This is a genomic window from Methylophilus sp. 14, from assembly GCF_015354345.1.
Classification (GTDB): Bacteria; Pseudomonadota; Gammaproteobacteria; order Burkholderiales; family Methylophilaceae; genus Methylophilus.
Genome location: NZ_JADKYS010000007.1, coordinates 84,677 through 101,507, shown reverse-complemented (window position 1 = coordinate 101,507; position 16,831 = coordinate 84,677). Strand labels below are relative to the sequence as shown.

General features: G+C 52.2%; 4 protein-coding genes. All 4 read left to right on the top strand.

The features are described from left to right. The first annotated feature begins 16 nt into the window (after positions 1-16). Entirely contained in the window at positions 17-10,336 is a 10,320-nt protein-coding gene (locus INP78_RS13490; RefSeq protein WP_194742711.1) for a filamentous haemagglutinin family protein, read from the top strand. Between the two features lie 231 nt (positions 10,337-10,567). Further along, the gene (locus tag INP78_RS13485; protein WP_194742710.1) at positions 10,568-13,636 is read left to right on the top strand and encodes an ExeM/NucH family extracellular endonuclease; all 3,069 of its coding nucleotides are present in this window, start codon (positions 10,568-10,570) and stop codon (positions 13,634-13,636) included. Positions 13,637-13,689: 53 nt separating this feature from the next. After that, positions 13,690-14,457, top strand: coding sequence for a PEP-CTERM sorting domain-containing protein (locus INP78_RS13480; protein ID WP_194742709.1), 768 nt, complete (start codon positions 13,690-13,692; stop codon positions 14,455-14,457). A 65-nt stretch (positions 14,458-14,522) separates the two neighbouring features. Continuing rightward, complete coding sequence (locus tag INP78_RS13475) at positions 14,523-16,820, top strand: 5'-nucleotidase C-terminal domain-containing protein (RefSeq protein ID WP_194742708.1); 2,298 nt, start codon at positions 14,523-14,525, stop codon at positions 16,818-16,820. Positions 16,821-16,831: the final 11 nt, after the last annotated feature.

Sequence of the window (16,831 nt, the reverse complement as noted above, 5' to 3'; positions counted from 1 at the left end):
AAGTAGACGAGGTGAAATGATGAACAAGTTACGATTCAAACTGGTATTTAGCAAACGCTTGGGCATGTTAGTGCCGATTGCCGAAATTGCACGTACTCATCAAAAAACAGTGACTTTGGCGGGTGCTGCCACTGTCGGTGACAGTCAGGCAGGTGCTGAGCAGTCCTGGTGGAAAATCTCTACCGGCAGTATGGCCTTGTTGTTTGCTGGCTGTTTAACCTGGATGTCTGCACCAGTGCTGGCGATGGACGCCAATACCTTGCCAACGGGCCACAATATTGTGCCCGCCATCGGTAATATCAATGTCAATGGCAATACCATGAACATCAATACGGTGGTCAATAATGCAGTGATCCGTTGGGACAGCTTTAATATTGGCTCTAATGCCACCGTCAATTTTAAAATGCCTGATGCCAACTCTAGCGTGTTAAACCGGGTCATGGGCAGTGGCGCCAGTTTTATTAATGGCGCGTTAAATGCCAATGGCCATGTCTATATTGCCAATCAGAATGGCATATATTTTGGCGCCGGTTCTCAAGTCAACGTCGGCTCGCTGACTGCGACGACGCTCGATAACCTAGCGAACAATAACATTGAGACCATTTATCAAAATGGTATTTTGTCTAACACGACCTCCCCGGTGTTTTCATTCGCGGATGCCATTGGCGTGATTGATGTTGCCAAGGGTGCGAACATTACCACTGCCACGGGCGGGCGTGTCATGTTGCTGGCACCAGATGTTACCAATAGCGGCGTGATTAAAACGCCGGATGGCCAAACCATTCTGGCGGCGGGCAAGACAGTTTACCTAAGCACGCTGGATAAGTTTGCAGGGTTGCTAGTGGAGGTGAGTTCGGGTGGCAAGGCGACTAACCTGGGAGACATCATTGTCAATCATGGTAATGCCAGCCTGATTGGCCTGGCAGTGAATCAGCAAGGGAATATTTCTGCGTCTACTTCGGTGCGTGCCAATGGTTCGATTTTTCTCAAAGCCGAACAAATTGGCTCTAAAAGTGGCGAGCTGAATATCAATCCAGAGTACGGCAAAGTGACGTTAGGTAAAAATAGTAAAACGACCGTCACCATTGATGTGGATGATAAAGAAGAGATTATTGATGCACAAAAGCTGCCGGTATCACTTTATAAGCTAGATGGTACACAAACGACAAAAACTGAGCTTGAAGGGTCGGTGATCAACATTCAGGGTAAGGATATTGTGATTGATGGCACCATCACAGCTAATAGCGGTCAAGTTTTTGTGACTGCTACAGATATCCAGACGAATAACAGTAGCATCTATCTGGGCGAGAACGCGGTGATTGATGTTTCCGGGGTAGATGCCACGGCCCCAATGAGCCGTAACCAACTGGCAATTCAGCTGTATTCTGACCAGTTAAGAGACTCCCCGGTATTAAGAGGCGGGGCCTTGTTTGGTGAAGTATTGTATCTGGATGCCCGGAAAGGAACTAAGATACTGAGCCAGAGCGTGATTGATCAGGCAAAAGCGGGTATCACCAGAACGGTGGCTGAACGCTCCACCAATGGTGGTCAGGTGAATTTGTCAGGTGTGAATGTCGTCAGCAAAGCAGGTTCTACGATTGACTTGTCGGCAGGCAGTACCACTTACACCGAAGGTTCTATCCGAGAAAGCAGTTTGCTCATTAATGGTAAATGGGTACTTGCGTCTGAGGCATTGCCTAATCTGCCCTATCAGGGCATGAGTGACTATTATTCTGTGACCAGTGGCCGTTGGGGGCAGACCCGGCAATGGGCGCTGACAGCCAATGCTTTGAATGGTGTTTCTGCGCAAAGTGTCGCCACAGATGCGACAGTCGGCGGTTATTCACAGCCCACTTATCAACAGGGTGGTGATGCCGGGACGCTGAATGTTTCTACCACCAATATGGCGTTGCAGGGCAATGTGCTTGCCAGTACGGTGAGCGGTCTTTATCAGCGCGGAGAGACTGACGCACATAACATACCGTTGGGTGGCACCTTCAAGTTGACCTATAACAACTCCGGTGCTTTAAATATCGTTTCATCTGCAGCCCCGCTGTCTGAGAGCTTTAATGAAGACAGTCAACTGAGCACAGAGCAGAAGCAAACGTCCGAGTTAAGCACCGCCATGCTGGCCAATGGGGTAAATCATGTGGTGATCAAAACCACTGGACAGGTCAACCTCAACACAGACATCAATATGCAGGCAAATGGTAGCCTGCATGTGCTAGGCAGTGGCGGTGTAAACGTTAATCACGATATTCGTTTGCCTTCCGGCACAGTCAATCTGTCAGCCAGTCAAAGTGCCGATGTGACCGTGGCTAACAATGTAAAGATCAATGTTGCGGGCCTGTTTACCAATGATTTGCCTGGCGTCAACGGAGCAATGCTGGGCAAAGTTGCGCTCAATGGCGGCAACATTACCATCGGCAGCATGGTTGTTCACAAGGATACCGGTGACATCATTACCGATAGCAGCACTCCCAAAGAAGACACCATTACTATTAGTAGTGGCTTGCGTATGGGGCAAGGTGCAAGCATGGATGCCTCATCTGGAGCATGGCTCAATAATAAAGGCCAATTGAACGCTGGCCATGGTGGTGACATTGCCGTGACCATGGCAGATAACAAGATCGGCGCTGGCAGCTTTAGCAGCTATGGCATGATGGTCGATGGTCAGCAAACACAAGGTGGCCATTTAACCGTGAAGTTACAGGGTGAGCAGGCAACGGGAGTCGTTGATCATATTCAGTTGGGCGGCATCAATCCCCAGCAAGAAAATACATTGTGGTTATCTGAAGGCTTTTTCCAGCAGGGTGGTTTTTCAAACTACACCATCAGTAACGCGGGCCGCCTGAACGGTGATGTGATGATCGGTGATCAGGCCAATAGCCTGGTGACAATACACCCGGAGCAACACTCGCGTGTTCTTGGGGGCTCTGCGCGGGTGGCACAAAGTGGTAGCGATTTAAGCACACTGGTGAGTAAAACATCACTCGCCGGTAGCATGCGTACACCAGCCAGCCTGGCTGTCTTGGCGGGAGATGACCTGACGCTGCAGTCGAATGCCAGTATCGTGACAGATACCCCCGCTAGCCAATCCGGGCCCAGAGGCAATGTGAGCCTGACGTCTAAAGGCCAGATGACCATTCTGGGGGATATTACTGCGCCTGGTGGTGACATTAAACTAGCCATAGACGCGATTCCCGATACGAGTGATCTGACCCTGCCGAATAACAGCTTTGACCCTACACTGAGTTTGTTTGTAGGTGATACTGCTACGCTGAGCGCACGGGCGCAATACGTGAAGCCGCCTTCCAGTGACGGTAACCTGCGCACGGCTTTTGTGACCAAAGCAGGAAATATTTCTTTATCAGCAGGCAATGGTGTGCTCATTACCAAGGCGGGCTCGGTGATTGATGTTTCGGGCACCAGTGGCAAAGTTGATTTGCCAGTGTCAGGTGGTTATTCCCGGCAGTCTGTGGCAGGCAGTGCAGGCGTGATTGCGATTAACAGCCGTGATGGTATCGCGCTGGATGGCACCCTGATGGGTAATCCCTCTGGGGCCGGTGAAGGGGGCACACTGAATATCACCCTTGGTGGCAAGAATGCCTCGGGGATTGAAAACGACATCTCTACCCCCCTCTATTTTACAACTGGTACACGTGTATTGAACGTCACTAACAGCAAAGAGCTGATGGCCGCCAATAATACCGCTGGTGGTAGTACTGCTAACCTGATTAACACCTCCAACTCGACTACTGAGCCATTGAGCACCGCACAAGGTGTCGGTCAGATTTCAGCCGATCAGATTCGTCAAGGTGGTTTTGACAATGTCAGCTTGAAGGTGGATAACGTGAGTGCCGCGACTGGCGACACTATCCATTTCGCCGATACGACACTGAATGTGCCTTCGCTACTGACGCTGGATGCGACCACGCTATCGGGATCGGCCAATATTAACGCGTCTACCTTGGTGTTAGCCAACAACAGCACGATTACCATGAGCGATAGCCAACTGGCCGCAGGCACAGACCGCTTCACTGCCAAGGCAAACTTTATTGACTTGCAGGGCAATATTGCGATCAATGGTGTTGCCGAAACACGTTTGCACAGTAAAACGGATATTCGTGCGCGTGGCATTACATCGTCTCTGCAAGGAACGGCCTCTCTTACTGCGCCAGGCCTGATTCAGCTAGATGCCGCACAAATTTACCCGGCAACCGCGGTTGATTTTACGGTGACGGCCACCGGTGCTGGCAGTCGCATTGAAGTGACCAACCAGTCTAAAACCGCAAGCACGGTGCCTTTGTCAGCGGTGGGTAGTATGACCTTAAATGCAGACTCTATCTTGCAGGCCGGGGTGTTACGTGCGCCTTTAGGGCAAATTACCCTGAATGCTGCCCATGATTTAACGCTGGCCCCAGGTAGCCTGACCTCAGTGTCTGCTGAGGGTAGCTTGATTCCTTATGCCGTGACTGTATTGGGTGGTAGTGAGCTGGCGGATACCAAAGGTGCCATCAACAACTTTATAGCTGCAGTTGATAAGAAGAAGGTCACGCTGAACGCCAATAATATGAATCTGCAGGCGGGCGCACGTGTCGATATTTCCGGTAACGGCGATACCATGGCTTACGAGTGGATTCAGGGCATAGGCGGCTCGGTCGATGTACTGTCGCAGGCAGGCTATTATGCTGTGCTGCCGTCTCTGGGTAATCAGTATGCACCGTATGACTATTTAATGAGTGCCGGTTCTGACGTCGGCATCGGTCAGGCGATCTACTTGTCTGGCGGCAATGGCCTGGCAGCAGGTAAATACACGCTGCTGCCTGCGCACTATGCGCTGTTACCAGGCGCGTTCCTGGTCAGTGCCAACGGTGCCAATATGCAGATCAATACGCAGTTAACGCAGGCAGACGGCACAGGTTTGTCTTCAGGATATCTCACTAAAATTGATGGCACTAGCCGTGGTCAATATACAAGTTTTAATATTGTTAATGGCAATAGTTTTTACAAAGACTACGGCACCAAAAACTATAAAGGCCTGGCAGAGTACCTGGTCAGCTCGGGTAATGCCCTGTTAACCAAAAATGCCATCCGGGATGGAAAAGAAACCCCAAGGCTGACAAATGATGCTGGTCAATTAGTATTGGCAGCAGGCAGCAGCCTTAACCTGGAATCGGATATTAATACCAGCAATGTGGCAGGCGCCAAAGGGGCATTGGTAGATATTTCTTCTAACGATATTCGTGTGGTTTCAACCGTTGATCCCCAGCAGGCAGGAGTGTTGCAGATTTCTGCTGATCAGTTAAGTAAAATCAGTGCTGACTCCATTCTGTTAGGCGGGAGTCGTTCTGTCACTGGCAAGACGCAGACCATCACGACCACGGCTTCTAACGTGACGTTCAGCAACGATGCAGATCATGCGGTGCAAACGGATGAGTTAATTGTTGCCTCTAAAGATACGATCACTGTTAATCAAGGCGCGGTGGTGAAGACCGGCGCCAAACCAGACAAAACCGGGACGACCACCCTGGTCGCTAATGGTGATGGCGCACTGTTGGCCGTGTCAGCCAAAAACGACTTCGACTTCTCCAGAACAGGCGTGACAGCAACGCCGACGACAGGTAAGTTAACTATTGCAGATGGCGCAAGTGTGAGTGCCGCAAGATCTATGGTACTCGATGCAACGAATGCCTTTGATCAATCGGGCGCGATTGAGGTCGCTGATGGTGGCACGGTGACTTTGGGCGCCAATCAATACGCCATTGGTGATCAACCTGTGAATGGCGCGACACGTATTACTTCAGAGACCTTGGCTGATTTTGGGCGCTTGTCAGGGATTACCTTTAACAGCTATAAAAACATTGACATCTTAGGCGCTGTTAACTTTGGTAATAGCAACCTGAATATTACGTTTAATACGGCAGGGATTGCGCATCACGATGCTGGCAATGTGAACATCAATGCCAATAGCTTTGTCCTTAAAAATACCAATAATGCTTTATTTACTGCCCCTGCAGCACTTAACGGACAACTGGCTATCAACGCCAACCAGATTACTTTTGGCGATACCGGGAGTGTGTCCAGCAATATTGGCGGGTTTAATAGTGTCAGCCTGAATGCCAATAAAGACATCCGTTTTACAGGCACTGGGACGGTCAATATCAATGCTGACCATACAACCATGAACAGTGCTGTGATGACGGCGGACTCTGGGGCCAATTACTCCCTTGCGAGCACTGGCAGTCTGCAGACGTTAAGCAATGGACAACAGCCAACAAATACTTCTGGGCTGGGTGCAACACTTAATTTGTCTGCCACCGAGATGCAATTGGGAGGCAAGCTGGTATTGAATGCCGGGGCCGTGAATGCAGTGGCGCGCAGTGGCAATCTGACTGTGGTTTCAGGCGGGGCCATTGACGTTTCTGCGGCAACAGTTGCTTTTGATAGCACCCATTCAGCGACGACGGATGCAGGTAATGTGCACCTGACTTCTGCGCAGGGCAATGTCCAGATCGAAAGTAATGCGCTGCTAAACCTCAAGGGAGGGACCACTGCCGGGGATGCTGGTACGTTGCAAGTGGATGCGAAGAGTGGCCGCTTTTTGGTGGCGGATGGCACGCTGCAGGGGCAGGCGGCCAAGGGCGAAAAAACGGCGTCACTCAACCTGGATGTTGGCAGCCTGGATAACTTCAGTGCAGTGAACCAGGCCCTGGAAAGCGGCCACTTTAATGAAAGCCGTGACATTCGTGTCCGTAGCGGGGATGTCACGATTGCCGCTGGCGATACAGTCACTGCGCATGCATTGACCATTGGGGTTGATAACGGTAATGCGACTGTTGCCGGGCATATTAATGCAGATGGTAACAAAGGTGGCGATGTGGCCATTTATGCCAATGGCTTGGTGACATTGGCTAATACTGCGCAAATTACGGTCCGCGGCCAACAGGCCAATCAGTCTCGCGGTGACTTGCAAACCGGCTCTGGCGGTTCTGTACTGTTATCCTCGAACAGTGTATCTACTGCGAATGCCGTATCTGCTGAGGCTGGCGCCCTGATTGATACCAGTGGCTATGATGCTGCGGCCAACGGTAATAAAGGGGTTGATGGTTACGATGGCTCGGTGACATTAAGAGGTGCACGCGGAACGACCGGCACTGCCAATACCGTGAATGTGGCATTGAACACGACTGCTGCAATCAAAGGGGCCAGTGAAGTGACGGTTGAAGGTAGTCGCACCTATACCACCACGGCATTTACCGCTGCCAATATGGCCAGCATGATCAGTGATACCAACAGCTTCTATAATGCGAATGCTGGTGCAGGAGGCTATGCGGCGACGCAGGATGGCCTGGCTGCAAAAGTGCTGCCACATATTGAAGTGCGAAGCACCACGGGTAACACGGCAACCGCCATGACCGTGGGCACGGCAGACGTGAACCTGCGCTCATTTGGTGCGCTGCTGGCAGGGCGTGGTGGTTCGCTGACCCTGCGCTCAAACGGTAATTTGACTTTCAGTGGCTCTTTAAGCGATGGCTTCAACACAGCGACGACAGCAGGCGTGTTGCAGTCGAATGTAAACACGTTTAACTACAACCTAATTGCCGGGGCTGACTATAGTGCTGCGAATATCGCTGAGACTAAAGCCGGGACAGGTGATTTCACGCTGGCAAATAACAAAATTATCCGTACTGGAGAAGGCAATATCACCATTGCTGCGGGTGGCAACATGACTCTGGGGAATGTTGGCTCCGTCATTTATACCGTGGGTAAAGAGGCGTCAGCACTGGCTGGGTTTACGCCTGCATCAGGGGGCACTAACGTACCTACGGCTGCTAGCTATGTGAATAATGGCGGAGATATTGCAATTAATGTTGCAGGCAATATTACTGGCGCAACGACCACTCAAAGTGTCAACCAATGGTTGTTACGTCAAGGCGGCAATGGTGCAGATACAAGTTGGTGGGTGCGTCCTGACCTGTTCCAGCAAGGCGTTGCCGCGCTGGGTGGCGGTAACGTTAACATCCAGGCGGGCGGCAATATCACCAACGTATCAGCGTCCTCTGCGACCAATGCACAATTTAAGAAAACGCTGGATGCGCAAGGTAATGAAGTGCGCACGAGTCTGATTAACGGTGGTGGTGATGTGTCAGTATCAGCAGGAGGTAATCTGGTGAATGGCGTCTACTATGTTGGCCGTGGTGCCCTTAGTCTACAAGCTGGGGATAGCATTCCAGGGCCTGCGGATGCTGGCCAGGTAGCCGGTGCCAATGGTGTTGTGATTGCGCTGCAAGATGCCAGTGCGACAGTGAAAGCCCAAAACAATGTCAAAGTACAAACAGTCTTTAACCCGACGCTTTGGGTGCAAGGGACTACTTTGGCGCAGAATCAAATTGCAAATAGTACTTTTTTTAATACTTACTCCGAAAATTCTGCTTTGAATGTGGCCTCTTTATCCGGCAATGTTGAGGTCGGGCAAAGCAATCGACAGTCGATTGTGAGCACTGGTCTCAACTCAGCGGGGTACACGACATTAACTAACAATGATATGGCGGCTATCCATCCGAGTACCGTCAATGTGACCGCATTTGCAGGAGATATTACGACCTATAAGATGCTGCTGGCGCCAGCAGCAAGCGGTAACTTAAGTTTATTGGCTGCTGGCAGTGTCGTAAGTGGTGTGAATACCAGTGGTAATATCAATCCTACGGCGAATATCTTGATTTCAGATGCCGATTTAAGTGCTGTGTTAAATGTCTTTAATCCAACGACGGGTAGCCCGAGTGACAGCAGCATTACCAGCATCTTGGGTAGCATTAAAACGGGTGTTTCTGCGGTGCCAGTGCATCAAAATGACTCAACAACAGCAGTGATTGTGGCACGTGATGGCGATATTAGACTGACCGGGACGCCAACTGCGAGAGATAGTACCAATATCTATGGTCTCAAGTCTTCAAAACCAGTTTATATCAATGCTGGTAATAATGTGACTTTGCATGCCTCTATCCAGCATAATAATGTGGATGATGTGTCAGAAATCCACGCTGGTAAAGATTTCGTCATGGAGAACGGTAAACAGCAGGCGCGTATTGATATCAACGGCCCTGGTGAAGTGTTAATCAAGGCTGGTCGCACGGTCGACTTGGGTAATACCAGCGGTATTCTTTCGTTGGCGAATACGGTGAATCCTAACCTGGCTGACAACAGTGCTAACATCACTTTACTGGCTGGCCTGGGCAAATCAGGCACCAATATTGATGGTTTTGTCAGCACCTATATTGACCCAACGGGGAGTGGGCCTGTATCACTGCAAGGCGATGCTAAGGCGCTGGCCAACTATCGCCAGTCAACAGCTGCACGCGTACAGGCTTACATGAATGAAATCACCAGCAGCAGAAACCAGGCGACTGGCAAGCCGTACACTGCGCAGGAGGCCATGGCAGAGTTCTTGACGTTGGATACGACCAGAAAAGAGATTTTTGCCTTGAGACAATTCCAGGCGGAATTGCTGGAAGCAGGCAGGGAGTATATTAAAACCGCTAGCACCACCAGAAGTGATGATGTCATTGCTTCCTTGTTCTCTGGCAAGGACTACTCCGGTGATTTGTTGATGTATCAAAGCCAGATCAGAACCTCCAGAAATGGCAATATCAATCTGTTTGCACCTGGTGGTTTGATTAATGCTGGCGTAGCTTCTAATAACTCACTTGAGCATGATATTGGTGTGGTGACTGAGAAAGGTGGCAATATCGGTGCTTATGCAGATGGTAACTTCCTGGTCAACCAGTCGAAAGTGATTACGCAATATGGTAGTGATATTCTGATCTGGTCTAATCATGGCGATATCGATGCTGGTAGAGGCTCCAAAGCAGCGCAGTCTGTGCCTGAGCGTGTGGTCAGTATCAATGCCAACGGCGATGTCACGGTAGAGGTGAAAGGGGTGGCTTCCGGTTCAGGGATTCGTGCCCAGACCTATGATCCGGATGGTCCAAATGGCCCACTGCAAGGTCCTAAGCTGGAAGATGCAACGGTAGCCTTATTTGCCCCACGCGGTGTCTTGGACGCAGGCGAAGCAGGGGTTGCTGCGGGTAACTTGCTGGTGGGTGCTACACAAGTGTTGAATAGCTCCAACATTACTGTGTCTGGTACCTCCTCTGGAGTACCAGTGGCCGATACGGGTAGCCTGGCCGGTGCTGCGTTAAGCTCTGCAAGTACTTCTGCAGGGGCCGCGAACACCATGACAGAAAATCTGGGTAACCAGATGAATAATCAAAACGTCGCCCCTAAAGAGTTGCCACCTATCGTGACAGTGAAAACGATTCGTTTGGAGGATTGATTACTTCATTACGAGATTGTCTCAAAGCAAAACGCCCGCCTTTGGTGGGCGTTTTGCTTTGCAGTTGCTGACTAGTCTGTCGGCCTGGTCATTGACCTAAAACTATACAAATGCGTCTGATTTTCTAGTCCGAATTGCCTAGCCTGCCGGGGTGAAACTTAATATTGGTGGCAATCTAAATTGCTACAGTACTCAAGCTTTTTATCGAATCAAAAAACTTCGGAGTCCTGCATGCAATTAAAAAAAATCCATTGGGCGCTGGCCTGGCTTGGCCTGTCATCCCTCAGTCTTCCCGTTTATGCCGAGGTGGTGATTAGCCAGATTTATGGCGGCCAGGGCAATGTGTATAACCAGGACTTTGTTGAGTTATTCAATGCTGGTTCTGCCGCGGTGAATATCAATGGCTGGTCTGTGCAATATGCTAGTGCGACCGGTACCGGCCACTTCGCTGCTAATGGCGTGACGACACTGTCTGGCGTATTGCAACCTGGTCAATACTACCTGGTGGGCTTGCGCAGTGCCGCCAACGGCCTGGTATTGCCTACGCCGGATGTAGGCAATAACGCCACCGACATGAGCGGCACCAATGGCAAGGTAGTGCTGGTGAATAACAGCACTGGCCTGGCCTGTAACGGTGGTTCAGTGGCTTGTAGCCCTGCCCAGTTAGCACAGATGGTGGACCTGGTCGGCTATGGCACGGCTAACTTCTTTGAAGGCGCAGTGGCTTCGGCCATCAACAGCAGCACGGCCTTGTTACGTAAAAACAATGGCTGCCAGGATACTAACCAGAACGGCAGCGACTTTGTGACTGGCGCCCCGGCACCACGCAATAGCAGCAGTGCAGTCAATGTGTGTGGCGGCGCTACTGGCACTAATCAGCCGATAGTCACCTCTTGCCCGGCAGTCACATTGCAAGTCGGCGAAGCTGGTTCAGTGTTATTGCAAGCGTCTGATGCGGACAGCATCGTGAATGCGGCCACGCTGTCTGCCTCTGCGCCAGCTGGGCTCAGTTTGAGCAACTTTGTGGCTGCCGGTAGTGATGGCCAATCTGCCAGCACCAGCCTGCAACTCGATGGCAGCTTGCCAGCAGGTAACTATGCGGTAGATGTCCAGTTTGCCAACAACGAAGCGCAAACCGCAACGTGCAGTGTCAATGTCACGGTACAAAGCAGCAGCATTACCCGTATTTTTGAGATTCAGGGCAGCGAGCTGGGCGTGAGTTCTGTCAGCCCGCTCAATGGTCAAACGGTGACCACCGAAGGCGTAGTCACGGCCGTGTTCCCAGGCTTGAATGGTTTTTACATGCAAGATGCCAGCGGTGATGGTAATCCACTGACTTCTGACGGTATTTTTGTCTATCTGGGCACAGGTGTGACGCCGACCGTCAGCAAGGGCCAAAAGGTCCGCATGACTGCCAGCGTGACTGAATTCAACACCATTACCGAGCTGATCAATATCAGTGGCCTGCAAGTGCTGAGCAGCAACAATGTCATCCTGCCAACAGACATCACGCTGCCAGAAGTCACAGAAGGTGATTTAGAGGCTTACGAAGGTATGCTGGTGCGCATCACCAAGCCCATGACCGCTTCTCAGAATTACTTTCAAGGCCGTTATGGTCAGGTGACTTTGTCTGCCGAAGGCCGCATGATCAAGCCTAGCAATGTGTTCCCAGCGACGTCTGCGGCGGCGGCACAACTGGCGGATGACAATGCACGCCGCCGTCTGGTGCTGGATGATGGCAGCAGTGTGCAAAACCCGAATCCGATTCCATTTATCGGCGAAGACAACACCTTGCGTGCGGGTGACGTGGTAGAAAACCTGACCGGGGTGATAGACCACGGCCTGATCACGGCCTCTAACCCAGGCCCACGTGATTACAAACTGCACCCTACAGAGGCTGTGCAATTTACGCGTGAAAATCACCGCACGGCCGCCCCTGCCAGCGTGCAGGGCAATCTTAAAATTGCCAGCTTTAACGTGCTCAACTACTTCACTACGTTTACCAACGGCGCCACTGCCAGCGGTCAAAGCGGGCAGGGTTGCAGCCTGGGCAGTAGCGTCTCGGCGTCTAACTGCCGTGGTGCCAATAACCTGGTCGAGTTCAACCGCCAGCGTCACAAAATCATCCGTGCGTTGACGGCGATGAATGCCGACGTGGTGGGCCTGATGGAGATCCAGAACAACGGCACCACTGCGGCGCAAAACCTGGTCGATGGCCTGAATGGCGTCTTAGGGGCCAATACCTACGCGGTGATTGCTGACCCGGTGACCGGCACGGGTACTGACGCGATCAAGGTGGCCATGATCTACAAACCGTCCAAACTGACCCCGACGGCAGCGGCACTGTCTGATAACGACAGTATCAACAACCGTCCAACGCTGGCGCAGACCTTTAAAGCCGCTAATGGCGAGAAGTTCTCAGTCCTGGTCAATCACTTTAAATCCAAGAGCTGCTCGGATGCCGCAGGCGGTAACCAGGATCAGGGTGATGGCCAAGGCTGCTACAACCCGCAGCGCGTGGCGCAGGCCAACCGTTTGCTGCAGTTTATCAATACGGTGCAAACGCAGTCTGGTGATACTGACGTGGTGGTGATTGGCGACCTCAATGCCTATGGTAAAGAAGACCCTATCCTGACCCTGGTGGCAGGTGGTTTGCAAGACCAGATCGCCCGCTTTAACGGTGAGAGTGACTACTCCTACGTGTTTGATGGTGAGTCTGGTTACATCGACCATGCCTTGGCGAGCAGCAGCATGGCCGCACAAGTGACAGGTACTTCGCACTGGCATATCAATGCGGATGAGCCGTTTGTGATTGATTACAACACCGAGTTCAAACCGCAAGACCTGTATAGCGATAGCCCTTACCGTTCTTCTGATCATGATCCGGTGATCGTTGGCGTGCAACTGGTGAAAACCATCAGCGGTAGCAGCCAGCGCGACACGCTGGTAGGCACCGTGGGTGACGATGTCATCACCGGTGGTGTGGGTGCAGACACCGTCACCGGGCTGGCTGGGCGTGACACCTTTGTCTACCAAAGCATGCGTGATGCGACTGACACCATTACTGACTTTACACCGGGCGAAGATCAACTGGACATCGCTGAACTGCTGCAAAGCATCGGTTACAGCGGCAGCCAGCCGTTTGCAGACGGGGTGGCGCGCTGGGTGAGTGTGACAGGCGGTGTGCAATTGCAGATCGACACCGATGGCACTGCAGGGGCGGCGACTGCCAAACCGCTGGTGACCTTAAAAGGATTAGCCATGAATCAACTGGACGCCCACAGAGATGTGCGCTGGTAATTCAATATCAATCATCAATCAATGTTTCAAATATCTAGTGAGAGGATAGTTTTATGAAAAAGATCAGTTTAATCGCCGCTTTGTTGTTGTCCAGCCAGGCCAACGCGGCCCTGAATGCCGGTGACATTATGTTCACTGCTTTTAACGCCGACGAAGATGGCTTGTCTTTTGTGACGTTTGTCGACATTGCCGCTAACACCACCATCTACTTCAGCGATAACGAGTGGACTGGCAGTGCATTCAATACCGGCGAAAGCTACAACCAGTGGGTTTCCGGCGATGTGGTTGCTGCTGGTACTGTGGTGCGTTTCTCTGCTTATGACACTGCAAGCCTGTCAGCGTCTACCGGGGTATTGTCCCGCGTGACCGTGAGCGGCAGCAGCAACTGGGGTATTTCTAACTCTGGTGAAACTGTTTACGCCTATCTGGGGACTGGTGCGACTGCACCAACGACTTTCCTCAGTGCGATTACCAATGGCACTTTTGATGCGCACGGATCTTTGAGCAACACGGGTTTGACAGCAGGCGTCAATGCTATCGAATTAACTGCCAAAGCTGGTGCCTCCAGCCAGCCAGATTACGCCGAGTACAACGGTGTGCGTGATGGCCTGAACAACTTTGCTGATTACAAAGCGCAAGTGGCAAACGTCAATCACTGGAACGTAGACACCGTGAATAACAGTGTCTCAGCTGACCTGGTGCCTAACACCACTGCCTTTACTGTCGCGGCGGTGACACCTGTACCAGAAGCAGACAGCGTAGGCATGTTGCTGGCTGGTTTGGGTGTGTTGGCGCTGGTACGTCGTCGCCAGGCACGTTAATCAGGCACGTGAATACTTGAATGAATGCGTGCCGCGATGCGTTACGGCACGCCATGGAGAAGACAATGTTTAAACTGAAACAATTAACCGCTTGCGTGGCCCTGGCATTGACTGCCGGTGCTGCCTGGGCTGAGGGTGTGACTGTACTACATGTAGGTGACCAGGAAAGCTGGTTGCTGTCTGCGCAAGGCAATCTGCGCGACAACGCCGGTCAGGCCATTTCGTTTTACGGCGGCATAGACCGCCTGGCGTCTGTGATTAAAAATGCTGAAACAACTGCCGTTGGCCAGGGCCGTACCGTGTTGAAATTAAACGCCGGTGATGCTTTTTTGCCAGGCCCGCGTTTCACTGCCAGCCTGAATAACCTGGCGAATAGCTACAGCGATGGCGGCCAGGACTTTTACGATGCAATTGCTTTGCGCCAGATTGGCTTTGATGCCATGGTGTTTGGTAACCACGAGTTTGACCTGGGCCCACAAGTGGCTGCCCGCTTTGCCAACGTCTCTGGCAGCACCTATCTTTCCAGCAACCTGAATTTCAATGCCACGGCTGAATTCAGCACCTTAAAAGCCAGCGGTAAAGTGGCGCCTTCCAAAGTGATCACCACTACCGCCGGTCATAAAATTGGCCTGGTGGGCGCAACGACACCACTGTTACCGAATATTTCTTCCCCAGGTGCGGTGAACGTGATTGGTTACGAGGCGAGCAATACCGAAGCACAAAACCTGCAAGCCCTGATTCCGCTGATTCAGGCCGAAGTGAACCGCCTGCGCAGTGAGCAAGGCGTGACCACGGTGATTTTGATGAGCCATTTGCAAAACGCGGCCAATGAAATCAATGTCGTGGTGCCAGCCTTGACTGGCGTGGACCTGGTGCTGTCCGGTGGTGGCCATGAGTTGATGGTTGACCCGGATGATGCCTTGATCAACGGCGGGGTTGCCGCAACTTACACCTCTCACCCGGTGAGTGCCACGGATGCGCATGGCCGCACCGTGCCAGTCCTCACCAGCCATTTTGGTAACCGTTACGTCGGCCAGGTGAATTTCACCATTGACGACACACACGGCACTTTTGTTGGCATTGAATCCAGCAAAATGATGCGTGTGAGCGGTGCCGCTGCCGATGCAGACCGTGTCAGTGGTGATGCCACCATTCAAACGCAAGTGATCACGCCAGTGCTCAACTACATTTCTGCCTTGAATGCACAAATCATCGGCACCACGGCAGTGAAATTAAACGGCCCGACCCATACCACGTGCGCAGCTTTGCCTTGCACGTTTGTGGCAGGTGTACGTAACGCGGAAACCGGCCTGGGCAACCTGGTGGCGGACGCAATGCGCTTTGCTGGCAAAACCGAGGTAGCGATCCAGAACGGTGGCGGTATCCGTACCAACATCGCGACAGTCGGCAATGTGTCTATCGGCGATACCTTTAATGTGTTGCCATTTACCAACCTGGTCAAACGCGCACCAGAAGTCAATGCGACGCAGCTGAAAGACCTGCTGGAGCACGGTTATGGCGACACCAGCCCGATGGGCCGCGCCAATGGCCGTTATCCGCAAATCTCTGGCATGCAAGTGGTGTATGACAGTCGTAACATCGCCAGAACCACGCAGGGCACGGGCAACCGTATTCAACGCGTGGTGCTGGATGACGGCACGGTGCTGATTGATAACGGTGTCGTTGTGAATAACAGCCGCACTTTCTCGTTCACCACGATCGACTTTACTGCCGCAGGCGGCGATGGTTTCCCGTTCGCAGCCAATGCCGTGGTGTTTGAAGATAGCCCGTTCACCATCACCTATCAAGAGGCACTGGCGAATTATATTCAATCGCCTAAAGCGGAAGGTGGCCTGGGTCGCCTGAGCAATGCCGATGGCGATGAAATCACCGCCAACATGTATGGCCTGGAAAACCAGTACGACAAAGGCGGCCGCCTGATTGACCTGGCCATTGCCACGACCACGCCTGGCGTGACGCGCACGGGCACCGCCAGCCGCGATGTGCTGGTGGGCACGGCTGGTGATGACATCATCAACGGTGGCCTGGGTGTGGATACGCTGACCGGCGGCGCGGGCAATGATGTGTTTGTTTACAGCAGCATGCGCGATGCCGGTGACACCATCACTGATTTCACGCCGTATGCCGACAAGTTGCAACTGACGGCCTTGCTGTCTTCACTCGGTATTTCTGCCAACACCGCACTTACCGGCGGTTACCTGCGCCTGGTGGATGTGACGGGTGGCGTACAGGTGATGGTCGATACTGACGGTGCCGCCGGTCCAGCCGCTGCCAAATCACTCGTGACGCTCAAAGGCTTGACCGCAAAACAAGTGTCGCCAGCCAGAGATTTCATACTTTAATGTTTACTAAA